This window comes from Streptomyces flaveolus (assembly GCF_000716535.1).
In the GTDB taxonomy this organism is placed as follows: Bacteria; Actinomycetota; Actinomycetes; order Streptomycetales; family Streptomycetaceae; genus Streptomyces; species Streptomyces flaveolus_A.
The window spans coordinates 135,443-160,887 of record NZ_JNWV01000010.1; the positions used below are offsets into that span (position 1 = coordinate 135,443).

Genomic DNA, 25,445 nt, shown 5'->3' on the forward strand with positions numbered 1-25,445 from the left:
GCTCTCCATCTGGTGGCCTCCGCCACCGTTGTTCTCGATCGTGTGGGTGTCTGGTTGTCGGTCGGCTGCCCGATCGGACCCTCGTTTGGTCAACGGTATGGCGACAGAGAAGCACACCTGAAGTACACCGTGTCGCGTCCCGAGGAACTCGCCGAGGCCATCCGGGCCGAGGTCGGCTCCGGCGGCTTCAGCCTCGCATCACGCACGCCATGGAGCGCCGGCGAGAGCGGGGGCGTCTGCACGAGGCGGTGCAGTGGTGTGAGTCCGAGTACGGATGTCACGCTGTACGCCGACCGCGTGGTCGTGGTGAAGCCCTGAGCCGAACACGGCCCGCCCCCTCTCACTGTCTGCCCTGGTCGTCAGCCTCCAGACGCCGACGACAGGCCGCTTTCCGTACCGGTGACGTCAGTCCACCGGACGAGCGCCCGCTGCCCCTCGCGCTGTATACCCGCTCGATGCCGATCGATCAACCGGCACCACCGGGCGCGGGCAGCAAGGTCAGCCGGCAGCCATGGAGCCGACGCCGGAGGCACCCCACTCCACCAGCCGTACCGAAAGCAGGTACCAGTGCGGAACCATTTTCCGGTACGACCAGGAATGAGGTGTCACAGATGACCATAAACGCTGGCGAGGCCCGCACACACCTCGCGGTTCAGCAGCCGGCCCTGGCCTCGGACACCACCTCGCGCCCCCGCCCGCAACCCCGTACACGTGGAGCAACGAGGCCGCCACCGAGCGTGTCGCGTCGGCGGACGGTTCAGACGCGGTGGAACACGTCGAGCGGGCCGTAAGCAGTCGGCTCGCTGCCGGCCAGCTCGGGATGGCTGCCCACGCGGTCCCGGAGGATGCCGACGGTGTCGGGCCACACGGTGAAGTGCCCTCCGTTGCCGACGAGAATGCGGTCCCAGTCCTGGGAAGCCGACACGCCGACTCGGTCGATGACGAACCCGCGGCAGACGGCCGCGTCCTGATCGAGCGTGCGCACCAGTGCGGCGACCGCCTCCTCGCGGTCGGGCACGGGGATGTCGGTGAGGCGCAGCGTGATGCTCTGCGTCGTCTCGTCCGTGCGTCGCACGATGCCGGTCAGGGACTGGTCGTAGCCCTTCCAGCAGGTGAACTCGATCTTCGAATACCGATCGTCGGCCAGGGCAGCGGCCAGGGCAGCGCCCTCACCCATCACCGGCTCACGGTTTCCGACCGGCGTCTCGCGGAACCCGAAGAGGGCATTGGTCAGCGGGTGCACGGCGGAGAGCCCGGCGGTCTCCAGATGCGTGAGGAGCTGATGGGCGCGCGCGCTGTCCAGCTTCGGCACGTACCAGGTGAAGAAGCCCGCGGCCTTGGGCGGGGTCGCAGCGGGGGCGTTGTCCGGGAACTCCTCCTGGAAGATGCGCCTGGCCTGCTCGTCGGGCACGACAGGGACCGTGTAGTTGCTGGTCCGGATGTGGTCCAGGAACTCCTGTGGCAGGGCAGCGTGGTGACGACGTACGTAGTGCGTGAGATCGACGGGCCAGAGCCAGGTGCCGTCCGTCACCAGGGATCCAGAGCCCACGATCCACTCTTCGCCGGTGAGGACGTCGCGCTCGGCGCCCATCGTGGAGTAGATCTCCAGGCCCGATTCCAGGTAGGCGACGATACGGTCCTCGTCCCAGGGTCCACTGTCCTGTACGGCATCTCGCAGCGACGGCGCATCGTCTGCCGCGGTGGCCTGGCCGCCGATCTCCCGGTAGAAGCCCGCTCGCTTGATCATTTCCACTCCTGTGAGCCTGCCGCTAGTGGGCCATGGGCAGGTAGGTGCGCCAGTAGCCATTGTTGCCGATGGTGGGGGTCTGGTTGAGGCCGAGCTGGGGGGACGTTCCCACCTTGCTCGTGGGCGCCGTCACGGGCACGCCGAGCTCGTTGGCGACGGACTGCGCGAGGGGCAGCTCGGGCGGTCTCGCGTCCGCGCCCGAGTAGCAGGAGATGAGGCGGACCGGTTCACCGTGGTAGTTGGGATTGCTGCGGATGGCGTCCGCGATGTGATTGGGGTGCACTTCGAAGTCTGTGAGGGTCTTTCCCGCGGCGTTGACGCGGCCGGGTACGAACACCCCCTCGTCCGTGCCGTGGACGACCACGTCGTGTACGCCGGGGACACGGGCGACCCGTTGCAGATTGTTCAGGGTGCGTTCGTCGTAGCCCACTGTGGTGGTGCTCTTTCCGAAATAGACCGGATCGCCCGAGACCAGCTCGTAGTCGCCGGCCCGCGCCGGTGCGACGGGAATCTGCGAGTCGGGAGACTGGATCAGCTTCCACGTACGGGACTTGCCCATCTCGTCGAGGGCCGCGCTGTTCAGCCGGAAGCCGTTGAACAGGCTCTCCATGCCGCCGTTCTCGGCGACGATTCGGGCTGTGCTCCCACCTCCCCCGAAGGCGCCGCCGAACGCCATGCCGTAGAGAGCGGAGTCGCTCACCTCGTCGAGGCTGAGGCCCTTGCTCTCCCCGGTGGCCATGGCGACGGGCTGAGTCACGGCGAGGTCGACCGTGATCGATTCGAGTCCCCCGATGGCGGCCGTGGCGAGGGTGGTGCCGGCGATGGTGGCGATCTCGGTGGTCACGGTCACGCCGAGCGTGGCGGACAGCTCCAGGATCGAGGCGGTGGCGGCCGCCGCGGCGCCCTCGGAGATGCCCAGCGTGAAGACCGCGAGGGCGGTGCCGGCGACGATGGTGGCGCCGACGATCTCCAGCTCGTGTTCCAGGTGCTTGACAGCCTTATGGACGACGTCGGCGTACTGGTCGAGGGCCTTGGCCATGTCCCGGGCGCCATCGATCATGTCCCGGAGCCAGCCGTGGCCGTCGTAGTAGTAGCGGCGCCAGAACGGGTCGTCGAAGGCCGAGATCGCCTCGCCCTTGTTGTTCTCGATGATGGCGCGCGCCGACTTGTTCGCCGCGACCGTCACGTCTTCCAGGTCGTCGGCGAAGTCCCGCCAGGCTTTGGCCGCGTCGCGCAGACCCCCTTCGTCGGCATCCGGCCACCACATGCCGGTCATGTCCTGGACGATCTCTTTGGCCTTGTCGGTTGCGCTCACTGCGCGCTCCCGTGGCCGTCGTGCGGGGCGGGCCGGATCCTGCTGAACATCGAGCGGACAAGCAGTTCGTTGTCGATGTGGCCGTCGGCCATGTCGGTCATGGCCGCTTCGATACTGGCCAGGCCGAGCGCGAGAATCCCGGCAGCGGCTTCCATCCTCTCGACGTGCGGGCCGTAGTGCTCGTGGAACTTCTTCCCCTGCTCGTCGTCACCCCACGGCGAACCGGCCGCCGCCAGACCGGCCTTGAGCTTGGTCAGCGCCTTGGCGAGGTCGGAGCGGTGCGTATGGAAATGCGGGGCCGTCGCCTTCAGATCGGCGATCTTGATGTCGAGAATCTTGCCGTCGCTGTGGTCACCCATGGCGTCCTCTGCTCCCCCTGAGTCGGCTGACCGACCCGAAGACGCTAGTTCACCGAGCCGGTTTGCTCTCGCGATCCCGGTCAAGGAGTGGCAAAGTTCCGATCAAGGCGCGCAAAGGATGAGGGCTCTGCTGCCCACCAAGTGATCACCCATGACTGGCACGCCCCGGCGGGAACCGGGAGATCGTTCCGCTTGCCTTGCCCCGCCGCAGCATCCCGAGGCTCGGACGTGGCTTCCCAGTACTCGGTGATCGGCTCGACCGGGCAGCAAGCGGACACGGTCCGCCGCACGCCCGCTGCAAGCTCAGTGGAGTGCCACTTCCCACGATCCCGGGTTGCCGGCTTCTTCCCCACCGATCGGGCAACCATCCATCCAGGTGCCGAATCCCGAGGAGTCCTTGCCTTCCGTGGACCAACCTGCATGCGTGAACTTCGACAGGTCCGCCACATAGCCGGACGACGTGGAGACGCGAAGCGGCAGCCGGACGGAGACAGTGCGGCCATGTATCTCCGGCCGGGCTTCGACGTCTCCTCCGACCACGTCGTTCGTTCCGGACACGTGCACGAACCAACGCAGTCGAGGTACTGCATGCTCACGGCAGGTTCGTCCATGTCGTCCAGACCATCGCCCAGCCACGTCCAGTAGGTGGCGTCCGCGTCCGAACCGGATTCGGGAGCGTTGCCGGCGAGCGTGTAGCTCACCGTCACGCCCTTGCCGAAGCGATGGCAGACCTCTGCTTCTCGTCGACGCCCGCAGGGGAGGACTTGCCAACGTGACGGACGCCTGGCCGGTCGAACAGACCGAGCACACCGGCAGCCCCGGCCCCAAGTGCGAGCAGCAGCGCAACCGCTCCGGTGCCCCAGCCCTTCACAAGGACGACAGCCGGTGCCTCCGCCGCCACGGCGGTGACGACCGCGGTCATCCAGGCCTCCCGCCAGCGAGATGGCAGGAACGGGCGCTCCTCACCCCACACGGACACGAGCGCGAACGCGGCAGCCGGAGCCACAACCGCGCATCCGACGAACCATGCCCACCGCCACTCGGCCACAGTCCACATCGCCGCAGTCCACACCAGCCAGCCGACCACCACAGCGGCACAGATGGCGACCAGTCCAAGGCATCCCCGCGTCGCGTCATCACGGTTGGAAGTACCAGCCATATTCCCTCTTACTTCAAACGATGTCGCCCTCACGCATGCCGACAGAGCGGAGGACTTCCTTGGGGCACACGTCCGGTCGGCCGAGCCACCGCCCCTCAGGCCAGACGGCTCTCGCAGCTCGGCCTACTTGCGGGCTGCGGCCTCGTACCGGTCGACCTGGTCGCGCAGGAGCTTGGTGGCCGTGTCGGCTTCCGCGTTCGTGAGGCCGCCGGTGCCGACATTGATCAGGGTGGGTCCGTCGAGGGTGAACTGCTGGAGCAGCGTGGTGCCGTCGCTGTCGATGCGCACACCCAAGGACTGGTCGCCGAGCTTGTCCACGCTCATCGGCGAGTACTTCAGCACTGCCCCCTGATAGGTCTCCTGGTGGCAGGTCGTGAGTGCCTTCTCCATCGCAGCGAACGACTCGGCGGCATCGCTCGCGCTCGCGTACTGCCGGATGCCCACGGTCGCGATCGTGGCGGTCAGCCCTCCGCCCTTCTGGAAGCTGCGGGAGATCTGAATGCGCGCCTTGTGCGGCTGACGGTAGTCGCAGAACGTCTTGTCGCCGGGGCTGGAGTCGCCTTCGCTCGACCAGCCGGCAGGCATCTGCGACAGCGGCAGCAGAGCGGACGTGAGCTGGGCCTTGGTGAGGAGCGCCGCGTGTGGGGTCGGGGAGGGGGATGCCGGGCCGGCCGCGGCGGAGCTGTTCGGCGTAGCGGGCTTCGCAGCGGAGGGCGTGGCGGCGCTGCCACAGGCAGTAAGCGCTATGGACAGGACGACAGCACCCAGCGTCCCGAAGCGTTTCCGGTGAAGCACGAAGATCGATCCCCCGAGAGACACGAAGAAGTAGTGGAGAACATGGATGCTATGTGAAGTTACATGTTCATGAAAACTGAACTACTTCAGGGGTGGGCCCGGCGGGCAGGGAACGGGGCGTCGACTTGCCATGCGCGCCCCCGGTGCCGGGTTCGTCCTGGCGCGACCGCACGGACGAGGAGCGCCCGCACGTGCCCAGGGTGAGGCGCGTCGAGGACCCACGCGTCGGCCGAGGGAGCCCGGCCCGGGTGAGTAGGCGCTCCCAGACGGCCGGGCGGTCGCTGTAGAGGTGAACGCCGAAGGCGGAAGACGGGCACCTTGGGCGGCCAGGAGGCCACTCGCGAGGTCAGGACCTGGGTGGCTCCAGCTTGACGGCAGCGGAGTCCGCGCCGTGCGGTTCAACCTGTGCCGGGACGAAGGATTCGTGCTCTTCGACGACTTCACCGTCCACGACTTCCCCCTCCGTCACTCGGTGCGACGGGTCCGCCAGTGGCAGGCCGGAGAGGTGCTTCTTGAGCCTCTTGGCCATCGGGAGGTAGGTCGCGAAGGTGAGCCCGCCGGAGACAGCAGCACCTACGAGAGGGATGGCCTTCGAGACAGCCTTCGCGAACGACTCCTTCGTCATCTTGACGCCGATGTAGGCCGCGACCTTCTTCACTATGGGATAGACGACGCCCTTGGTGAGCGCCTCCTGAGGCAGTTTCTTGGCGACCTGCTTCGACATCATCCCCGCGACCTTCCCCACAGCGGCGTTCGCCGACTGGGTGCCGAACATCACGCCGAAGAAAAGCGTGAGCACCCCCACGGTCGCGTCGTCGACGTCATCGCCCTCGTCGGAGAACAGCTCGGGCCAGCTGTAGAGATAGGCGAGTTTCTGCGCGATACGCAGCATGTGGCCGACGTACTGTGCCAAGTCGACGGGCACTGTGGCGGGAAGGGCGAGTATGCCCGGTATCCCGGCCGCGGCGGAGAGGGCGCTGACTTTGGCGGTTTCGTAGCGGATGGAGTCGTTGGCGACCTTGTCGAGAAGTTCGACGGTGATGCCCGCCGCGGCGGGAGTCTCTTCTATCGCTCGTCGGATCTCCTCCTCGGAGCAGTGGCGAGCCAGCGCACTTCGGAGGTACGCCTCCCTGTGGATACGCGCCCCCGGAAGCTTCGCTGCCGCCAGCAGCACCGCGAAGAAACGCGACTCGGGGTTCTCGACCTCTTTACCCTGCTTCATGGCAGGAACTTACAGTAGCTCCGCGCTCCAAGGGCCAGCTTGCGCTGACTGTTTGCCGTCCTCCCATGGAGCCGGAGATGAAGGGTGAGGACGGCATGGACAAGGCCGGCGATCCGGGTGGCTGGGCGCCGCAGATCGCGGAGGAGCCGCCAGGATTCGCGTGCCGTCCAGGATCCAGTACGCCGTCGCCGACGCGGTCCGTACCGCATCGGAGAGGCCAGTTTCCGGATCACCAGCCCTTTGCAGCCCCACCTGCGCCTCACGTAAAGTTGCGGCATCTGATCATACTCGGGGGAGAGATCATGACCGAAGACGACATATCACCGGGCGGTGCGGCGCTCACCCGGATGCGTCTGAACCATGCGGCCCCGCTCGATGGCGGGGGAGGCTCGCCGTCCGGCGGCAAGGATCTCGCTTCGAGCCCCGCGGAGAAGAAGAACGCAGCCGAGGCGATCGAGAGGCACCTGGAGCCTGACACCCACAGGGACGGCACTCAGGCGCGTGAGAGCACGGGGGCAGCCGCACGGGAGTTTGAGGGGTGGCTCACCGGACCTGCTCTGAAGACCGCGCGTAAGACGTGGAGCGAACAGCTCACGACGCTGATGAACCGCCTCGGCTCAGAGAAGGCCGCGTTGCGCGCCACGACCACGCTGCTGCAGAACACGGACACTGGCATCGGGCTGGGCATCCGCAAGTCCTCCGCGCTCGACTCGTTCTGATCGCACACGTCTGACCGAACCGCGGGCGTCATAACAGGAGTTCAGTCATGGTGACGTACTACGAGATCATGGGCACCGACCTGTCGAAGCTCACCACGGCTGCCGACGACTGGGCCGCCATGGCCAAGGACTTCGACAAGCTCGCGCGGACCTACGAACAGGAAGTGCATGGCATTTCCCTCGGTGACACATGGGTGGGTCTGAGTGCCAACGTCGGCTCCGCACGCTTCGACGTGACGTGGAAGGAGTACCAGGGAGCGCAGAGCGAGGCGAAGGCCGTCGCCGGACTGCTCCGAGACGCACACGCTGAATTCAGCCGTCTTCGCAAGAACATCGAGTACGTCCGAGAGGACGCGGTGAAGGCCGGCATGAAGGTGTCCGAGCAAGGCGCCGTCGCCTTCGACACGTCCAAGCTGGATCACAGCGAGTACATGGCCTACGTGCACGATCCCGACTACCAGGAGAGCGCCCGCAAGGCTGCTGCCGGATGGGCCGCGCAACTGGACTCGGCGGTGGCGGCCCTGAACGACGCGGACGAGGGGTTCAAACTCGCTCTCGCCTCCGTGATGCAGGACAGAGAACCCTTGGACGGCACGATCGGCGGTTTTAACCGGGAAGCGGGGCCCGACCCGTACCCGTCGCTTGCGGAGAGGGCGAAGGCGCAGCACGTCCCCAAGGGCAAGAAGGCGGTCGCCGAGTGGTGGGGCGGCCTTGATCCGGTCACGCGCGGCATCCTGCTTCAGGAGAAGGGCGACGAGTTGCGGAAGGCGGGGATCATGAGCCCGCTGTACCACTGGCATGCTGCTGACGCGGGGTCCGGAGCCTTCGACACCGAAAAGCCCACGGCCGAGGATCTGTGGTACCTGGCCCGCGCGCAGGGCATCGCGGCCGGCGGCGACTTCAGCGGGGAGAACGCCGCGTCGCGCAACATGGAGCATTACCTGAGTGCAACGGGTGAGCCGCTGGACCTGGACATCGACCGCATCCTCAAGGGTGATCCCGGATTTCGCGATGATGTCTCGGTCCACATCGCCCAGAACCAGGACGCGTGGCGACAGCAGGGGCTCGACGCCTTCGAGAAGGCCGGTGGTGACAAGACGGTCGTCGTGCCGGTGGAGAGCAAGGCGGTCGGTCGCACCTTCCGAAGCGACGAGTGGTTCCACGCGGTCGGCTCCCACCAGCAGAACGTGTCGGGGATGGTCACCGTCACCCCCGGGGCGGACGGCAAGCCCAAGGTTTCGCTCGAATACCAGGCCAACGTGTGGGACCGGTACAACTGGGACGCTGGCAAGTCGACCACCTTCCCCGGAGGCGTAGTGATCCCGGACTCCGAGATGGGACGGTTGCACAAGACCGGACTTGCTCAGGAGTTCGACATGCGAGGCAGTAGCTCCACGTACACCTACGACCTGAACAGCGATGCGAAACCGACAGTGAACCCGCCGGACCAAGGACGAGAAGGAACCCGCGGCGACGTCTCGCGCGGCGACGAGGAGAACCGGTGACGACCAAACGAGGTGCCCTCCTCATCGCGGCAGTGGCAGCCACTCTTCTGCTTTCCGCCTGCTCCAGCCCGGACACGGACGATCGCCGTGTGACCGACGGGCGCACCTCGCGGTGGGACAAGAACGCCGGCGCGCCCGAGGCGTCGGCGTTCATGCACGTGACGGCGCCCAAGGGTGCGACCGAGGTCAAGGGAGCGGTGCAGATCAACCCTCAGGAGGACATCTACCTCCTCTCGTTCGTCACCAGCGAGAAAAACGCCGAGGGCATCGCGGCGGACCTTCGGCCCGAAGAACCGCTGAAGCTGAAGAAGGCCGACTTCGCCTCGGATGGCGAGCTGTTCCGGCACCTTGGGCTGGCCGAGCCGCAGACGCTGAAGGGAGCCCGTTCGGCTGGTGTCTGCCCTCCGTGCGTGAAGGACGATCGCCGCAAGAAGGTGCAGTGGATCGACATCTACGTCCAGGCACTCAAGGACGATCAGGCCAGGGTCTATCTGAAGGCGTTCTGACCTCGGTCGCAGACGAACACGGCACCGGACCCGAGGCGGACGGTGACGGCCGCACTGGCGCGGGCATCCGGCGAGCAGGGCGCCTGGGCTGCTGGAGGTGTTGCGTGAGCGGACGTGCGTGGGGCCCTAGGCAAGCGGTGCGCTTGCCTAGGGCCCCGCGTCTGTTCAGAGTGCCGCGAAGGCGACGAACTCGGTCCAAGTCGTGGGGTCCACGGCGAGTGCGGCGCGAGTTGCGTCCTTCGAGTCGCGGATGTGGACCCTGTCGGGGGTGGCGGCTACTTCCACGCACTGGCCGCCATCACCGGCGCTGTGACTGCTCTTGAACCATGCCAGGCCATCGGAGCCCGACTCAACCCTTTCCCCACTCATCTCTCTCCCAGCTGTTTCTCAATCAAAGCCAGTGATTCTGTCGGAGTATGGGCCTGCGCGCGAAGAGTCCCGTACGTACGCTCAAGTGCTCGCACCTTCACACGCTCCGTATGGACACGGCTGTCGCTCTGTACCTCCGTGTACGCGATCCTGCGCCCATCCCTGGTCTCCATCAAGGTAAACGGGCCAGCCAATCCCGCATGTTCCCGACGGGACAACGGCATCACCTGAAGCACCACGTTGCGCCTCTCTGCGATCAGCATGAGGTGCTCCAACTGGCCTCGCCAGACAGCTTCCCCGCCGAGCGGCCGGAGCAAGACAGCTTCCTCGATCACGAAGCTCAGATGCGGCGCGGCGCGTCGGCCGAAGATCTCTTGCCGTGCCAGTCGTGCGGCCACCCGTTGCTCGATGAGCCCCTCATCCAGTAACGGCTGCCACATGGCGAACACCGCTCGTGCGTACTCCTCCGTCTGCAACAGGCCGTTGACCAACTGGGTGTCGTACGCATGAAGCTCAATGGCCTCGGCCTCCAACTTGGCCGCGTCCCGGAAGAACGCCGGATACTGAGCCCGAGCCACCTCCTCCTTGCTCGCGCTCAACACCCCACCTGCCTGCAGCACTTCATCCGCCTGGTCGATGAACCTCGGCGGCGGAATACGTCTCCCTTGCTCGAACGAAGCGATCGTCGAGGCCGAGTATCCGGTCAGCGACCCGACCCTCGCGCGGTCCATCCCCGCCCGCTCCCGGAACAACTTCAACTGCCGCCCGAACAGGCACAGAATGCCCGTCTCCACCTCGTATTCCGGTTGCTGAACCTCGTCGTCCACGCCGTAGCTCCTCTCGTGCAACCGCCCAGTCAGCCAACATGGGGGCCCGGGAACCGGTCACGACCAAGACCACGTACAAGCACACCGATCGCATGTACAGCCCGTACTCGTCAGCGCAACGCTCCTGGTCAACGCTACGCAGAGTCCGACACCGTTGACCCTATGAAGTCAGCAACTCCCCCGAACGGGCAAATGCCGCAGCACCTCGCACCCGAATGCGAGTTCACCATGCGCTTCACGTCGACGCCGCGCGGTGCCCGCCTCGCCCGCCGACTCGTCTCGCACCGTCTGGACGACTGGGGCCATCCCTACTCGACCCCGGTCAACGAGACCCTCACGCTCATCGCGTCAGAACTCACTGCCAACGCCGTACGCCACGGCCACGTCCCCGGCAGAGACTTCCACGTCCAACTCACCCTGGCCGAGGGCACCTTCCGTATCGAGGTGACGGACACCCGCGCTGAGAAACGGCCTCCGGCCAGTCCCCCGGCGACCGACTCGCTTTCGGAGTCCGGCCGGGGCATGCTTCTGGTCGCCGCCATCGCGGACGACTGGGGCGTCAGCCCTCGAAAGGCCGCCCCAGGCAAGACCGTGTGGGCGGAGCTGCACTCGCGGACAAAGGGCCACCCGCTCACGCACCGGGTGGCCCCTGAACCGACGGATCTCGATCTACTCCTGACTACTGCTTCACTGCTGCGCGACGACCTCGGGTCGCGGCCGGGGGACGCCAGTTGCGGAGGTCGTCGTCGGTGAGTCCGTGCTCGCCCTGCTTCTGCTGGCGGTAACCGGCGAAGAAGTCCGCCGGGGAGCCGCTGTAGAGCATGTCGAACTCGTTGTGCCACTGGTACAGCCACGGCTGCAGTTCCAGCAGGCCGGCGAGGAACGGGGTGATCTCCTCGGTGGACAGGGCGGTGTTGGTGAAGTACGTCGCCAGCGCCTGCGCCTGCTCCTTGTGATCCCAACCGGCCCAGCCGTACAGCTCGGGGGTGGCGGCGTTGGTCTGCCCGTAGGAAATGAACCGCTCCTTGGGCACGTCCAGCTTGCCGCGCGCCTTCCAGTAGGACGGGCGGAGGAAGTCGGCCGAGGTGTACTTCGGCGGCACGGGGATGGAGTCCCGGATCTTCCGCTTGGCCGGCTCGTCGGGCGCGGCGTCCTCCTTGCGCTGGAGGTCCCACACCTCCTCCCAGTCGGCGCGCTTCTTCAGCCCGGCGGGCTTGTAGCGCAGGGCGGGGAGGAACGGCACGTGCTCGTCAGTAATCAGCTCGGCGACGACCCTAGGGAGGTCCTTGCGGGGCGCGTAAAGCTTGGCGACGGAGACGAAGTCCTCGTCACGCGAGAGCGCGTCCGCGAGACGGGCCAGGGTGAGGATCGTCGGCTGACCGTTCTCGTCGAACCAGAGGTCACGGTTCTCCATCCGGTCGAGCAGCCAGGAGCGGAGGGCCTTCTCCTGGAGAGCGTCCCAGCCCTCTGTGGCCCAGCGGCGCTTGTACTCGGGTCGCTCGACCATGTTGATGGCACGGTTCGACTCGATGGCGTCGATCCGCTTCTGGACGATTTCACGGTACGGGGCGGGCCAGTGGGCGGGGATCTCCGTGATGGGGGCGGAGCTGTGCCGATCAAACCACACAGTTTCTCTCGCACCCTCGGCCACCTGACGCGCAAGCACGATTTCGAAAGCACGCTCACCCAAAGCAATCTCGGGCACATCAACAGATTCTGGGGTGCTTAGATCTTCAGGATGAAGATTGTATAGGGAATACACCTGCCAGTCCAACTCTTCCTGGGCAGCGATCATCTGCGACCGAATTCCAGTCCAAGCTGTTCGGGCGTCTCGAAGAGTCGATACACTTGGCGCCCCTTCCGTCAACACGGCAGACGGATTAACACCGGAAAGTTGTCGGGAGAGCACGTCCAGGGAAGCGGCATACTTGACGGGGTAATCGACAGGGAGTGGAAACTCCTCCAGTTTCGTCCCAGTGAACTCGTAGAACCTCTCCCATTCATCATGCATGAAGCCGCCAGAGCCGGACTGACTCCCCTTGTCATGGCTTACCTGCTTAAGCCAGAAACACGCAGTGGAACTATTAAGCAGCCCCACAAGGCTTACATGCTCCCCCTCGGTTACTTCATTGCGCAACCTAATAATGGGCGCACTGCGGTTAAATAGCATCCCATTCCGGTCGAGCACGAAGTGATTATGAGTAGCAACGAAGGCGAAACTGATACCGATATCCGTGGTCAACTTGCTACTGTAATTTTCCAAGTGAACGTACCAGGGTCGACCGTTTGCACTCAGCGTCTTGCCGAAAATCTTACGTCGCCCCAGACGGGTTCGGTCAAGCCATAGCAGTCGCGCAACCAACCTGTCACCCTCAGGCCGAAGTACTCGCTGTTCTCTGTCATTGTACGGATTTAGGACAGCGACCAGGTCGGTAAACCGGTAATCACGGACTGCGTCGCCAACTACCATTTGGCGCACTCTATCCGTGCTACGGAGCCTCTTAGCTGTGGTCAGGTCGGGGAACAGAAAAAGATCGTCTGCTCCAGTTGATGTAGTCCGGCCGATACTGGACGTCAGCACTTGGAGACGAGCAGCCGAAGCCCGGCCAATCTCCTCAAGCATTTCAAGTCCCCCGTCAGACAAGACCCACGGGTGGGACGCGAAATAACGTCCGCGTTCCAGATCTTCCACCGAGACCCATCTGCTCACTGAGCCAGGCTCATCAATCTGCTCAACGATTGCGGTCCAGACAAGCCCAAGCTCGGCATTCTCGGGCTCACCAGGCTCGCCCTGCACGCTTCGCACTGTCCGGACAGTATTCGAACGCCCGCTATCACTGCGGGATTTTCCGATCAAGATGACTGTAGGTGTTCCATGACCGGGAATATGCGCCCCGGAGGTGTCAATTACCTCTGTTAGCTCGACCCGGCCATGAAAAAAGTTTTCGACGAGCTTCGCCCCAAACTCACGCTTCATGAACGAGTTTGCCGTGATCTGTCCGACCATACCATAACCGCGACCATCGGCAGACCCCCGCTTAGCTAGTTCGAAAAATCGCTGCGCGAATGGAACAGAGAGAGCAAAGCCCCCAGCGCAAGCATTGTAGAGCTCCCGATAAATCTTGTTGAGGCTCGCGTCCGCTACTTGAATGTAGGGCGGATTACCGACCACCACGTGGTAGCGCCCCTGCTGCAGAATCCCCGGATGTTCGTCGTGAATATCTTCCGTGGAATATGAGAAGGTCGCCAGCTCATCTTCACCCTCTACCCCGTCAAAAAGCCCCAACTGCCGAGCCTTGATAAGCGAGTCACCCACCGCAAGGTGAATCGGCAAGTCAAGCTTGGCCGCCTTCGCCAGCGTCCGCACACCACTCGCCGCCATAGCCGCAACCAGCAACCGAAATCGCGCAATGGCCACCGCGAATGGGTTGATGTCCACGCCGTGCACCGAGTCCAGCGCAGCCCGCACCCGCTCATGCACATCCCGCCCCGGCTGCCCCTCCCCCCACAGCCGCACCAACCGCCGAAACGCCCCCAGCACAAAGTGCCCCGACCCACACGTAGGGTCGATCATCTTCAGTCCCTCGTACCCGAACTCCCGCACCGCCGGGTTCATCGTCCGGTCGAGGATGAACTCCTCCACGAACTCTGGCGTCTGGAGCAGCGCGTACGTCTTCCGGGCGGCCTCGCTCAGATCCTGGTACAGGTCGCCCAGGAACCGCGTGTCCCAGCCCTCCGTACCGTCCTCGTTCAGCGGGTCGGTGAAGTCGTGGACGAGGGCGCCCGCCTCGTCACGCTGTCGCCAGAACTCGACCAGCTCGCGCGCACCGTCGTGCGAGAGCGGGATCTGGTACAGCGGGTTGTGCCGCTTGTCGAAGAGCAGACGGCCGGCCTGGCCCTGGCCCAGCTCGTCGAACGCCTTCTCCAGCCAGCCACGGTAGGTCGGGTTGTCGTCCGACTCCACGTACGCGTCGTACCGCGACTCCGCCAGCTCGCGCCGGTCACCGTCCGGTCCGGTCAGGTACGGCTCAGGGATCAGCCGGTTGTCCTCACAGAACCGCACGAAGACAGACCCCAGCACCCACGCCACCGCGACCTGCGTGACCCGCTCATCCAGCCACGAGTTCCACGTCGCCGCCGTACGCCCCAGCTTGCGCGCCTGGTCGTACTCGGCACGCAGCCGCGCGCCGACCTCGCCGAGCGCCTTCACCTGCTTGCCCAGGTCGGCCTCGACCGCCTTGACCTGCTGCTTCAGGTCGTCCAACAGAGCCTTGCGGTCGATCACTTCGCGTCTCCCTCGACACCACTTGCCACTACCTTGCCGGATCCGCGGTGGGCGTTGCCCACCCACGTGTCCGGAAGCTGGATCCACTCCCCCAGGCCGGCCTGGTACGGCACGGCCACCTGCCCGAGCCTGGGCTCGCGTGACGGGTCGTTCTGCGGGACCAGGAGCCACAGGCCCCGTCCGCCACGCCGGGCCACCGACGCCAGCCGGTCCAGGACGCCCATCGCGTCGTACCGGGCGAACACCCCGGCCTCCGTCAGCAGGACGGGACCCGCATCGTCGCCACCATCACCCTTGCCCAGCAGCTCGGCGATCCGGGGTTCGACCGAGCCCCACGCCGTCCGCGCGTACTCCGCGAACCGCACCGCGCCCTTGGATCCCGGCTCGGCGGCGTCCGCCTTGAGCAAGGTCTCCCAGGTCGGCTTGGTGCCCGGAGTGACCTGCCCGTGCATAGCTTCCAAAAACAGCTCGGTCACCGACAGGGCCTGTGCGCCCAGCCGTTCGGCACCCAGTTCCCGCACCGCGTCGCGCACGAGCTGCTGCCGTACGGTCAGCACCCGGTACCCGTCCCGGCGGGCCGATGACAGCAGCCGTTCCTCCGCGCGCACCGCCCCCGCGAGCTGCGGGTCGTCCGCGTACCGCGTCACCGCGCCCGTACGCGTCGACTGCCGCCACGCACCCGTCGTGAGATAGCTGGACGCGTCCTCTACCCGAGTCGGCAGGTAGCGCAGCGTGCCCGTGTCCTCCCGCATACTCAGCGACAGCTCGAAGCCCGCGTCGCGCAGCGCCTTGGTGAGCGGGCCGCCGGTTGGCAGTTCGTGGGTCGTGCCGCCGCGCCCGTCCGGGACGACCAGCTCGGGGAAGCGGGCCCGGACCCGTTCGTGCACGTCCTCGCCGGTCAGGCCGGGCTGGCGGCCCTCCGGCACTCCGGGGATCCAGCGGACGAGGCCGGCCTGAGTGAGGCGCAGCGCCCGGACGAGCGGCAGGTCGCGCGGGTAGATCTCCAGGCGCGGGGTGGCGGCGGCGTTCGCCGACGCGGCGGCGGCCAGTTCCACCATGCGCCGCTCGTCCCAGTCGACGGCGCCGGGCGGGACCGTCAGGGCGCCCAGCTCGGCCAGGACGGTCGCGGCCGTAGGCAGAGTGTCCAGCCGGGCGAGCCGGTCCGCCGTCTTGCCGAGACGGGTCGCGTAGTCGAGCAGGCCGGGCGCGGTCGGGGTGTCAGGGGCGTCGTTCTCGCGCACGTCGAGGGCGAGCAGGCCGGCACCCAGCGACTCGTCGGTCGCCTTGCGGTTCGGCTGGTGCTGGAACTCGGCCTCCTGCGGCACCAGTTGCTCGGTCTCGACGACAGCCCGTACCGCCGCCAGGGCCATCGCGCGCCGCTGCTCGCGCCCTGCGAGGTGCGTGCCGCGGCGGACGGCGAGGGCGTCGGCGATCTCCACGGCGGAGGCGACGCGCCCCATGCTCACGAGGAGCTCGATGATCTCGTCCCGCAGTGCCTGGACGGCGGGCTCCGCCTTCCAGCGCTTGCGCTCCTCCTTGAGGATCTGCGGGATGCGGCCGTGGCTGAGGCCGAGGGCATCGGCGACGTCCTTCTGCTTCGGCCAGACGCCGATGTCGGGCAGCACGCCGTGCTCGTCGGGCAGGCGCAGCAGCAGCCGCACCATCTCCGCCTTGTTGCGGTTGGAGCCGTTGTTGTTGACGGCCGGCACGAAGACGGTGGCGAGGGTGTCGAGGCTGACCGAGCGCAGGGTGCGGGCGGACAGGCCGCCCGCCGACTCACCCGTTGCAAGCTTTCCGACGAGGGCCGACTCGGCGGCGGTGAGCTGCTCCAGCTCCTCCTTCGCCTCCGCCCGGCCCTTCGGCGTGAGCGGCGACACGGGGATCTCGCGTAGCCGCTCGCCCCATTCCCTCTGCCGCTGCTGGACCTCGTTGCGCGTCTTGGCACCGAGGCCGGGGGCGTTGACGAGCTTGCGGCGGCTGTAGTCGAGGAGTTCACCGACCGTCGTGATGCCCAGGCCGTAGAGGAAGGACTGGGCGGCGGGGGTGAGGCCGGAGACGGTCAGCGGGGTGTCGCGGGCGACCTCGGCGGCGAGCCGGTCGCGCTGCTGCTCGGCGGTCTCCGGCTCGGCGTCCGCGATGGCCGCGGCGGCACCCTCGGCGGGAGCGGTCCCGTCGGCGGGGGCCGCTTGACGGGTGCGGTGACTGGAGGGGACGGTCTGCGAGGCGTCGAGGAAGACCTTCCGCCAGGCGTCCCGCATCGGCTTGAGCTCGGGGAACCGCTTGCCCGCGTCGCGGTGCAGGGCCTTTTGGAAGAAGGCGACGAGTCCGTCCCGCACAGCCGGGTCGAACGCCTCGGCCGCGATGGTCGGGTACGGCCACTCCTTCGGGTCGGTCATGCGCGGCAGGACACTGCCGTCGCCCCACTTGGGCAGCTCACCGGAGGCCATCTGGTGCAGGGTGACGGCTACGGCGTACCGCTCGGCGTGCGAGTCGTACGAGCCGCGCGTGATGACGTCGACGAAGGGGTCGAGATAGCCGTCGGTGCCCGCGTCGGTGTTCTTCGCCGGATAGCCGGCCAGCGAGAAGTCGATGAGGACCAGCTCGCGGGTGCGGTTGGGGCGGATACGGACGGCGATGTTGTCGGGCTTGATGTCGCGGTGCCAGACGCCCTCGCCCTCAAGGAAGTCGACAGCGCCGAAGAGGTAGTCGCCGTACGCCTCGAGCTGGTCGACCTGAAGGCGCCCGTGCTCGCGGAGCTGGCGGGCGACCGTCTCCTCGCGGCGGCGCGGGCGGGCCGCGCCTTCGGCGCCCTGGCCGGCATCGTCGCGTTCGTCACCGACGTACTCCAGCGCCAGGACGGTGCGGCCGCCGATGTGCAGGGGCTCGGGCTCGACGAGGCGGATGATGCCGGAGTGGGGGCGCAGGCGGCGCATGGCCTCGGCCTCGCGGACGAGGATCTCGCCGCGGCTGTCCGAGAGGGCGACCTTCAGCACGGCCAGCGGGCGCGTCCTACGGGTCTCCGCCTCCAGGTCGCGGACGAGGAAGGCGCGGCTGGTGGAGCCGGTGCCGAGACGGCGTCGGACCTCCCACCGGCCGGCGAGCACGTCGCCGGCGACGGCTTCCAGCGGGTCCTTGTCGACGGTCGCCCCGGCCTCCTCCTCGGCGTGCGCGTCGAGGGCCGCGGCGGGGGCGGTGAGGGAGTCCTCGACGACCTCCAGCAGCTCCAGGAACTCGTCGACGCTGGAGAGGCGCTGCCCGGGGCGGTAGGCGGTGGCGGCCTGCACCAGCTCGTCCACGTCCTCGGACAGGCCGTCCACCAGGGAGCTGGGCCGCAGGCCTTCTCCCGCTTCGAGGCGGGCCAGCAGCTCGGCCTGGCTGGCGGCCGGGGCCTTGCCGGTGACCAGCAGGTAGGTGAGGACGCCGAGCCCGTACACGTCGAGGTAGACCGGGTCGGGGTGGAGGGCGGTGAGTTCCGGCGCCAGGTAGGCGTCGGCGTCGTCGGACAGGTGCATGGCGGACAGGGCGGTCGGCGCGAACCGGGTCATGCCCTGGCCCTGCGAGGAGTCGCCGCTGCGCTGGGTGGCGATCTGCCAGTCGGAGATCTGCAGCTGCGGGCTGAGCCAGGCGGCCTCCTCCCCTACGGCCTGCCCCTTCCGGCCACGCGGCCGGGGGACGACGTGGACGGAGCGGGCGGCGAGCGCGCGGTGGTGGATACGGCTGGCGTGCGCGGAGCGCATCGTCTCGGCGAGCTGGCGCACCAGTGCCATCCGGCCGAGGATGTCCAGCTTCTCGCCGTACTGGACCAGGTACTCGTCCAGCTTCAGCGTGTCCGGGTGGTAGTCGAAGATCAGCGCGGGTCCGGCGGCGTGCCCGGAGGGGAAGTACTGCTTGAGCTGGACGACGCCCGGGTGCTTGAACCTGCCCAGCACCGCGGCCTCGCGCCGGGCGGCGTTCTCGACGGACTGGCGCAGGGAAGCGTCGGAGCCGCGCTCGCTGAGGTAGATCCGCACGCGTGCGGCCTCGGGCAGGTCGCTGTGGCGGGCGAGGTAGTCAGCCCAAGTGGGCCCGGAGTCGAAGGACTTCTGTTCCAGCTCGTACGGGCCGACCTTGTACTGGGCGTCGCTCTTGCGGATGCCGATACTCTTCAGTGCCGCCGTGATCTCGCGCGAGCCGATCGCGGTGATGCGGCGCCGCTCGTCGGCCGGGGGCTGCTTGAGCATGTCGACCAGCTCGTCGACGGTGTACACGCCGTTCTGGTCGTGGGCGGGCAGCCGTACGCGGAGACTGTTGTCGGTGAAGCAGACGGCCTCGGCGACCCAGACCCGCTTGGCGCCGGTCTGGGCGAGCAGGCCGGCCAGCTCCTTGGCCTTGCGGTTGACCAGGTGCAGGGGATTGCCGTGCGTACGGCGGCGACCACTGGGCGTGGTCTGTACCCAGGTCCCGTTCTCGGAGGTGACGGATCCGTGCCAGTCCTTGAGCTCGATCATGCAGAGCCCGCCGGGGGCGACGACGAGCAGATCGACCTCGCGGACGTGGCCGGTGTTCGCGGTGAAGGTGAAGTTCGACCAGGCCCGCCAGGGGTCGGAGTCCGGGAGCTTCGCCCGGATCACCTCCAGGCCGCGGCGTTCATGATCGAACTCGGACTCGGTGACCGTGACCCACCGGCCTTCCCGCATGCCTGTCCCCACTCGCTCGTTTCTCTCACGCCCGCCGTTCCCCACAGTCGGACCCACCGAAGATCCTAGTGGTTGCCTGCTACATGGGAAGAGCCTGTGAAAGACGGGATAATAGGACATTCAGCCCGAGAGGCGGGAATCGCATGGGCTGCGTCACGTGGCCCACCCCCTCGAGAATCGCTCAATCCATTACATATTCAATGAAACCGCTCCACAGGGACGAGGGGATCGCGATCCTCGCCTCTTCCTGTCTTCGGACTCGCTGTCGCTGCGCTTCATCGGATGCGATGAGGCATGGCCGACAACTGGAGCTCCACGGCTCCGCGCCTCCAGCGACCAGCTCAGGGAGGTGGGGAGCCGGTGATTGTCATACTGTCCTACTACCCTCCTGCGCATGGGACTTGGAGACATAACGCGTGCCGGAGTGCTGGCTGCGGTCGAGGAATGCCGGCGTCTGGGACGTGAAGCGTTTCGCCATCGGTACGGTTTCGGCCGAGCCAAGACATACGAGCTGGTCTTGGACGGAAGGTCCTATGACTCGAAGGCCATCGCCGGCGTCGCACACCTGTACTCCGTCGGCGAGCTGTTGTCGGCTGATGACTTCAGTGGCGGTGCACGCACAGTGGCGCATCGTCTGCGTTCGCTCGGCTTCATCGTGAGGGACGGGGCCACTGGCACGGACGGGCCGGAGCCGGTGGCGCCGCAGATGGTTCTCCAGCCTCGCGGCGGGGCTCGTGATCGCGGCCCGCAGAACTTCGTCAAGTCGGTACGGCGTGGCATCCGGATCGCAGACATCGAGAGCGCCCTCCGTGATCAGACGGACGTGCTGTCGGCCTTGTACCCGGACGGGATCGCTCGGCTATGGGGCTCTACTCCCACCACACAGGTCAACAACGAGAAAGTGAGGGCCCTGCGGAGGCGCCGCGTGGGCGACCATGTGTTCTTCTATGCAGAGAACCACTTCATCGCTCGCGCCCGCATACTGCATCTCTTCAGCAGCTCCTCCGTGGCCCGGGCAGTATGGGGGACCGACGAGGACAGCGCGACATGGGAACACATCATGGCGCTCGGAGACGTGGAGGAATTCCCCGCGCGTGTGCCGGCCGCGCCCATACTGCGGCGCCTGAACGTTCCAGCACCTCTGCGAAGCCTTACCCTGCGGTCGAGCGATGACTATCGTCGGGTCTCACCGCTCCTTCCGGTGAGGCACCAGCCGCTTCTTCCGTCATCTTCGGCGCAGCTTCGAGCAGCACCTCCCCGACTGTCCGCGACGGACTTGATGGATCGGATCGGTGCTCTCGGCACTCGCCGTCCCGCACCGGGCAGAGTTCAGGGCTACCACCAACCACTGGCGCTGTTGTGGGCAATTTCCCGCATCGCGGCAGGCAAGCCGCGCTTGACGTCGTGGTCCGTCTTCCGCACGGAGGTCGGTTCACTCCTGGCCGATCTCGGTCTGCCCGACTCTCAGATCACTCCGAACCTCCCCTTCTGGCAGTTGCAGGACAGTGGCTTGTGGGAGGTGCACGGGACACCAGGTGACGCCGACGCCATGCCGCAGGCAGAGGTTCTCGACGCCGCCCAGCCTGTCGCGGGTCTCACCCATGACAGCGCTGGACTGCTGCAGGATCCCCTCACTCGCTTGGAAGCCGTGGTCAAGCTGTGCCGCACCCACTTCGACGGCATCGGTCAGCGCGCCCTCCTCAGTCGAGTGGGGCTCACCGGGTATACGACGGCCGATGGCGTGTTCGAGGAGGACGAGGACGATCACGACCAGAGGCCGGGCGATGAGGAGCGGATGAGCGGTCCCACCGCGCGCCGGGACGTCACATCGTCACGACTGGTTCGCAATGCCGCGATCGCCGCTCAGGTCAAGGAACTGCACGGCCATGCCTGCCAGGTATGTGAGACCCGCCTGCAGTACAAGCGCAGGCCCTACAGCGAGGCCGCCCACATCCGTGGCCTCGGGTCCCCGCACGACGGTCCGGACGAACTACCGAACCTGCTCTGCCTGTGCCCCAACCATCACGTGCTCTTCGACGGCCTCGAGATATACATCGACGTCGACGGCTACGTGAGGCGGACACACGGGGGTGATTCCCTGGGTCGTCTTCGCCGGCATGCCGGCCATCAGATCGATGAGGCATACCTGCATTACCACCGAACCCTGTGCGAACTGAACAGCCTGACAAAGAAGTAGCGGCTCAGCCATGACAGTCGCCGCTCGGCACCCGCAGCCCGACGACGGGTACTGCACGAGCGGCGACACGGCCATCAGGCCGATACGGTCTCCCGCGCCACCCCGCCCGCCAGCTCCCGCAGCTTGTCCCGCGTCTCCGGGTCTGTCGAGTACACGATGCTGCCGACCATCCCCCGGGTCAGCAGCACCTTGTACGTGTTGCGGATCAAGCGGTCCACGTCGGTGTCCGGCGTGGACTTCTTGAACACCGGGTCCTTGGAGGCGTTGCGGTCCGTGATCCAGCGGTCGCCGCGCCAGAGCAGGTCCGGGCCGATGATGACGCCGGACCAGTCGTACTCGAAGCCCTGGGCGGTGTAGACGCAGCCGACCTGGCCGAAGCCGGCCGGGTCGGTGGCCCACAGGGCGGCCGGGGGCGCGCCGGACACGGAGCGGTCGCCGCGCAGGTTCCAGGGGCGGGCCCAGTCACCGATGACGACGTCGGGCGGGAGCGGCTCGCCTGGCTTGGGCTCGGGGGACCAGCGCCAGCAGTAGCCGGCGGACATGCGCGCGCCGTAGCCCTGCGCGCGGCGGGCCTCGAGGAACGCCTCCATCTCCTGTGGGCTGTCTGCGACCAGCAGTTGCATACGGTCGTCGGGTTCCCACACGACCGGCCCGCCGGGTTCCAGGCCGAGGAGCCGGACGACCCAGCGCAGGTAAGCGTCGCTGCCACCGCAGCGGAACTGGCTGTCCAACGGGACGACGTGGCAGGGGATGTCACGCTTCGCCGCTGCCGCCTTGATGTCGGCCACGGTGCCCATCTCGCCGGGTCGTACCACCTGGTGCTCGTCGAGGAAGAAGACGGGCACGTAGGCAACGTCGATGAGCTCGTCGATCTGGGCCCTGCCGGTCCGGTGCTCGGCACGGGTGTAGCGGTTGGCCGAGGTTTCCCGGATCCGGTGGGCCTCGTCGCATATGAGGGCACCAAGACTGTTCTTCTCGGCGGTCATGAAGCTGTTGAAGTACTTGAACAGGTCCTGGACCTCCCTCTTGCGGGACCCCGCGATCTTCCGCATCGTCTTGGTGAACGACTGAGAGCCGGTGGCGTGCAAAGCCGGGACTCCCCGCCGGTACAACTCGCCGAGCAGCTGGAGAGCGATCACGCTCTTGCCGGTGCCGGGACCTCCGGTGACGATCACGACTTCCTTGCGGTCGGCGTGTTTCGCCTTCTCCACCGCGTTGAGCACCATGCGGTAGGCGACCTGTTGCTCGTCGAGCAACACGAACTGCTGGCGTTCCCGGACTTCTTCTGCGGCCACGGACATCAGCTGCTTCGACGGAACCGTTGCGCCCGCGAGCAATTCGTCCGCTGCCGGGGCTCCGAGATGCCTGTCGCTCAGCCTGGAACGGAGATGGTCGAGGAAGGCCCCGCGGCGTTCCCCCGTGAAGAGCAGTCCGTGACCGTCCCGTTCGAGTTCGCGTAGGCCCGACACGCCGAACTCCGTGGCGTTGTGCAGGAACGCCACACCGTTGACCCGGTGCCCGTGTTCAGCCACTGCCCCGTTGAAGTTGACCAGGTAGTCGCAGTAGCGGCGGACCTGCTCGATGGGATTGAGGACCGGGTGGGCGTAGGCGTCGACGCGGCACAAGGAGGGGTCGTCCTCGTGCGGCAGTGCCTGGCTCCACTGTTTCAGCTCCACCACGACGTACGACGGTTCCCCGGTGACGGGGTGCACGCCGGCAAGCACGGCGTCGGCGCGCTTGCTGTTCAGGGGGAGCGCGTACTCCAGCACGATATCCACGTCGCCCAGACCTGCGTCGTTGAGCGCGGCAGCCAGGATGGGGACGCTGCGCTCCCAGGAGCGCACCTCCGAGGTGCCGGGGCGATAGCCGTGCATGTGAACGAACTGGTCGATGAGGTGCAGGAACAGCGAACCGTCGAGCGCCATGACGGCGACCGTTTTCGCGGACGCGCGGAACAGCAAGGACTTCCCCCAGGCAGCACGAAGCAACTCGTGCGGGTGGGGGCATGTCCTTCGAGACTCCACCGAGGTGGAGCGGAAGCCCGTCGGGCCGCGATGACGATGAAACAGAGATTACCTGGCGGGGCCGACGCTGATGCGGCTGGCTACCAGGGCGACACAGGAGCCGGCGCTGTCCCGCCTCTCTCGGTCACCGGCTCCCACCGCCGGGGCGTTCGCCCTCGTCGACACGCACTGCGAGATCGTCTGGAGCATCGCCGAGCAGCTCCTGCCGGCGCCGCGCCTTCGCCATCTCGACACCGACGGCCGCCTGGACCACGCGCAGTACATCCGGCACGGACTGCTCGGCCACGAGATCCTGAAGCAGGAGGGCTTCCCCGAGTCGCTGCGCCGATTCTGCTCCCACCACACCGGAGTCGGCCTCACCCGGCACGACGTCCTGAGCCAGGGACTCCCCCTGCCTCCCGCCGACTACCTGGCGGTGACGGAGGAGGAGCGACTGGTGCGGAGGCATGCCCGTCGGCACGTGACCGGCCCCGCGGGTCTTTCGAGCGAACGGAGCGAAGCGTCTGCCCCGTCATGTTCGTTGGCCTACGGTGACGTCATGACGACGCAGCCTCTTCCTCGCCTGACTCCGACCGGCACCTGCTGGTGCGGCTGTGCCAAAAAGGTCGGCCCAGGATCCTTCTTCGCTCCCGGACACGACAAGGTGGCGGAGGCGGCCCTGCTCGCGGCCGAGTACGGCTCCTCGGTCGCCCAGTTGCTGCACCGGCACGGGTACGGCCCCGGACACTCGGTGAGCGCGCGTGCCGTGTCCGAGGGTGTGTGGCAGAAGTGCCCGTCGTGCGACTACGTCGGCGCACCGGCGAGCATCGCCAACCACGCCAAGAAGGCGCACCCCGCCGCCATCGGCGAGCAGGCGCAGGGTGCGGAGCGGTGACCGGAGCGGCCTCCAGCCAGCGCGCCGACCTGGAGAATGCCGTGCGCCTGTACGGCGGCGCGAGCGAGGGGCTGCTGGTGAAGGTGGGGGGCCGGCCGGTCCGCTACCGCGCCGTGCGGGCGAACTGAAGCGCCGCTCAGCCCCTCTTCCCCCCTGGCACCGGTTGGTCCTGGAGTACTCCCCTTGTTGAGCGTCACCCACCCCGGCCCGTCGAGCAGTGCCCTTCCCGAAGGCGGTCACGCCGCCCGAGCTGGACGCCAAGCAGCACGAGACCTGGTCCGGCAATCCGAGCCGGTTCCTGGCGGAGGCGGGTGTGTGAAGCCGACCTGCGCACGCGTCGGTCGGCTGGATCAACCGCGCTGCTCGTACCGGTAGTCGTAGTAGTCCTCGCCACCCACCAGGACAGAGGTGACGTACCTCGGGAGACCGTCGGCGTGCCGCTCGGCCTCCTGTGAGGTCTGCCGGGTGAAGCCGAGCGACACGCCGGGGATCACCGGGTGCTCCGGCTGTGACGTGTCGACCCTCCAGCCCCGGCCGGCGGCACGGCGGAAGAGGTCCACGGCGGGGGTGGTGAAGACCTCGTCCCCGTGGAGCAGGACGCGCGTGCCGGACGTACGGCCCTGGCCCGGCCACCACAGCTCGATCGCGGTGACGAGGGCGCCACCCTCGGCCAGGGCCTGCACGCCGACGTGGTCGAGGGTCCAGGACGCCTTGGCCGAGTTCCGGCCCGGGCGGCGCAGCACCCGGGGCTCGCCCCAGTCGGGGACCGCGGCGAGCGCCTCGTCGAGCGTCATGCCCAGCAGGATCGGCGCGACACCGCGGGGCGGGTCGAGTACCAGGTCCATCGCCGCCCCCCTCGGTCTTCA

The 25,445-nt window shown here is 67.2% G+C and carries 20 protein-coding genes and 1 pseudogene; 8 read left to right on the top strand and 13 right to left on the bottom strand.

Annotation, left to right across the window (positions count from 1 at the left end; genetic code table 11):
• Positions 1-12 precede the first annotated feature (12 nt).
• Positions 13-318, top strand: coding sequence for a hypothetical protein (locus OO52_RS52005; protein ID WP_167347906.1), 306 nt, complete (start codon positions 13-15; stop codon positions 316-318).
• Positions 319-757: 439 nt separating this feature from the next.
• On the opposite strand, the gene OO52_RS12540 is transcribed toward OO52_RS52005, so the two are convergent.
• The 7 genes from OO52_RS12540 to OO52_RS12565 form a co-directional block, all read right to left on the bottom strand.
• Positions 758-1,747, bottom strand: coding sequence for a hypothetical protein (locus OO52_RS12540; protein WP_030643415.1), 990 nt, complete (start codon positions 1,745-1,747; stop codon positions 758-760).
• A 22-nt stretch (positions 1,748-1,769) separates the two neighbouring features.
• Positions 1,770-3,062: a hypothetical protein gene (locus OO52_RS52615; protein ID WP_234339507.1), complete on the bottom strand. Its 1,293-nt coding sequence runs from the start codon at positions 3,060-3,062 to the stop codon at positions 1,770-1,772.
• Positions 3,059-3,421: a hypothetical protein gene (locus OO52_RS12550; protein WP_030643418.1), complete on the bottom strand. Its 363-nt coding sequence runs from the start codon at positions 3,419-3,421 to the stop codon at positions 3,059-3,061. Before OO52_RS12550 ends, OO52_RS52615 begins: the two co-directional genes overlap by 4 nt.
• A gap of 303 nt (positions 3,422-3,724) precedes the next feature.
• On the bottom strand, positions 3,725-3,979 hold the full coding sequence (locus tag OO52_RS50740; protein WP_158712488.1) for a hypothetical protein: 255 nt from the start codon (positions 3,977-3,979) through the stop codon (positions 3,725-3,727).
• Between the two features lie 145 nt (positions 3,980-4,124).
• Complete coding sequence (locus tag OO52_RS12555) at positions 4,125-4,580, bottom strand: hypothetical protein (protein ID WP_158712489.1); 456 nt, start codon at positions 4,578-4,580, stop codon at positions 4,125-4,127.
• 123 nt (positions 4,581-4,703) lie between these two features.
• The gene (locus OO52_RS12560) at positions 4,704-5,375 is read right to left on the bottom strand and encodes a hypothetical protein (protein ID WP_158712490.1); all 672 of its coding nucleotides are present in this window, start codon (positions 5,373-5,375) and stop codon (positions 4,704-4,706) included.
• Positions 5,376-5,721: 346 nt separating this feature from the next.
• Positions 5,722-6,597 carry a hypothetical protein gene (locus OO52_RS12565; RefSeq protein ID WP_030643425.1) on the bottom strand — a complete coding sequence of 292 codons (876 nt, stop codon included), beginning with the start codon at positions 6,595-6,597 and terminating at the stop codon, positions 5,722-5,724.
• Between the two features lie 302 nt (positions 6,598-6,899).
• Between OO52_RS12565 and OO52_RS12570 the strand changes: the two genes are divergently transcribed.
• The 3 genes from OO52_RS12570 to OO52_RS12580 are packed head-to-tail and all read left to right on the top strand — an operon-like array spanning position 6,900 to position 9,327.
• On the top strand, positions 6,900-7,316 hold the full coding sequence (locus tag OO52_RS12570; protein ID WP_030643427.1) for a hypothetical protein: 417 nt from the start codon (positions 6,900-6,902) through the stop codon (positions 7,314-7,316).
• Positions 7,317-7,363: 47 nt separating this feature from the next.
• Complete coding sequence (locus tag OO52_RS12575) at positions 7,364-8,821, top strand: hypothetical protein (protein WP_030643429.1); 1,458 nt, start codon at positions 7,364-7,366, stop codon at positions 8,819-8,821.
• Entirely contained in the window at positions 8,818-9,327 is a 510-nt protein-coding gene (locus OO52_RS12580) for a hypothetical protein (protein ID WP_030643430.1), read from the top strand. Before OO52_RS12575 ends, OO52_RS12580 begins: the two co-directional genes overlap by 4 nt.
• Positions 9,328-9,492: 165 nt before the next feature.
• Here the strand turns inward: OO52_RS12580 and OO52_RS12585 are convergent, their stop codons facing one another.
• Both OO52_RS12585 and OO52_RS12590 read right to left on the bottom strand, forming a co-directional pair.
• A complete protein-coding gene (locus OO52_RS12585; RefSeq protein ID WP_030643432.1) occupies positions 9,493-9,696 on the bottom strand; it encodes a DUF397 domain-containing protein in 204 nt (67 codons plus the stop codon).
• Positions 9,693-10,523 (bottom strand): helix-turn-helix domain-containing protein, encoded by an 831-nt coding sequence (locus tag OO52_RS12590; protein ID WP_030643434.1) that lies wholly within the window; start codon positions 10,521-10,523, stop codon positions 9,693-9,695. Before OO52_RS12590 ends, OO52_RS12585 begins: the two co-directional genes overlap by 4 nt.
• Before the next feature lie 192 nt (positions 10,524-10,715).
• On the opposite strand from OO52_RS12590, the gene OO52_RS12595 reads away from it, so the two are divergent.
• Positions 10,716-11,276: an ATP-binding protein gene (locus OO52_RS12595; RefSeq protein WP_030643436.1), complete on the top strand. Its 561-nt coding sequence runs from the start codon at positions 10,716-10,718 to the stop codon at positions 11,274-11,276.
• Here OO52_RS12595 and pglX read toward each other — a convergent pair.
• Both pglX and pglW read right to left on the bottom strand, forming a co-directional pair.
• Positions 11,203-14,808 carry a BREX-2 system adenine-specific DNA-methyltransferase PglX gene (gene pglX / locus OO52_RS12600; RefSeq protein WP_030643438.1) on the bottom strand — a complete coding sequence of 1,202 codons (3,606 nt, stop codon included), beginning with the start codon at positions 14,806-14,808 and terminating at the stop codon, positions 11,203-11,205. The genes OO52_RS12595 and pglX overlap by 74 nt on opposite strands.
• Entirely contained in the window at positions 14,805-19,484 is a 4,680-nt protein-coding gene (pglW, locus tag OO52_RS12605) for a BREX system serine/threonine kinase PglW (protein WP_030643440.1), read from the bottom strand. The genes pglX and pglW overlap by 4 nt, the downstream gene beginning before the upstream one ends.
• Before the next feature lie 394 nt (positions 19,485-19,878).
• Here pglW and OO52_RS52620 point away from each other — a divergent pair, with 394 nt between their 5' ends.
• Complete coding sequence (locus OO52_RS52620; RefSeq protein ID WP_234339509.1) at positions 19,879-21,681, top strand: HNH endonuclease; 1,803 nt, start codon at positions 19,879-19,881, stop codon at positions 21,679-21,681.
• Positions 21,682-21,755: 74 nt separating this feature from the next.
• On the opposite strand, the gene OO52_RS12615 is transcribed toward OO52_RS52620, so the two are convergent.
• Positions 21,756-23,642: a DUF2075 domain-containing protein gene (locus tag OO52_RS12615; protein ID WP_030643444.1), complete on the bottom strand. Its 1,887-nt coding sequence runs from the start codon at positions 23,640-23,642 to the stop codon at positions 21,756-21,758.
• Positions 23,643-23,775: 133 nt separating this feature from the next.
• Between OO52_RS12615 and OO52_RS12620 the strand changes: the two are divergent.
• Positions 23,776-24,144: pseudogene (locus OO52_RS12620) on the top strand (phosphohydrolase); the annotation flags it as partial.
• A gap of 431 nt (positions 24,145-24,575) precedes the next feature.
• A complete protein-coding gene (locus tag OO52_RS53955) occupies positions 24,576-24,707 on the top strand; it encodes a hypothetical protein (RefSeq protein ID WP_267881691.1) in 132 nt (43 codons plus the stop codon).
• 222 nt (positions 24,708-24,929) lie between these two features.
• Here OO52_RS53955 and OO52_RS12635 read toward each other — a convergent pair whose 3' ends face one another.
• Entirely contained in the window at positions 24,930-25,424 is a 495-nt protein-coding gene (locus OO52_RS12635; RefSeq protein WP_030643446.1) for a hypothetical protein, read from the bottom strand.
• Positions 25,425-25,445 lie beyond the last annotated feature (21 nt).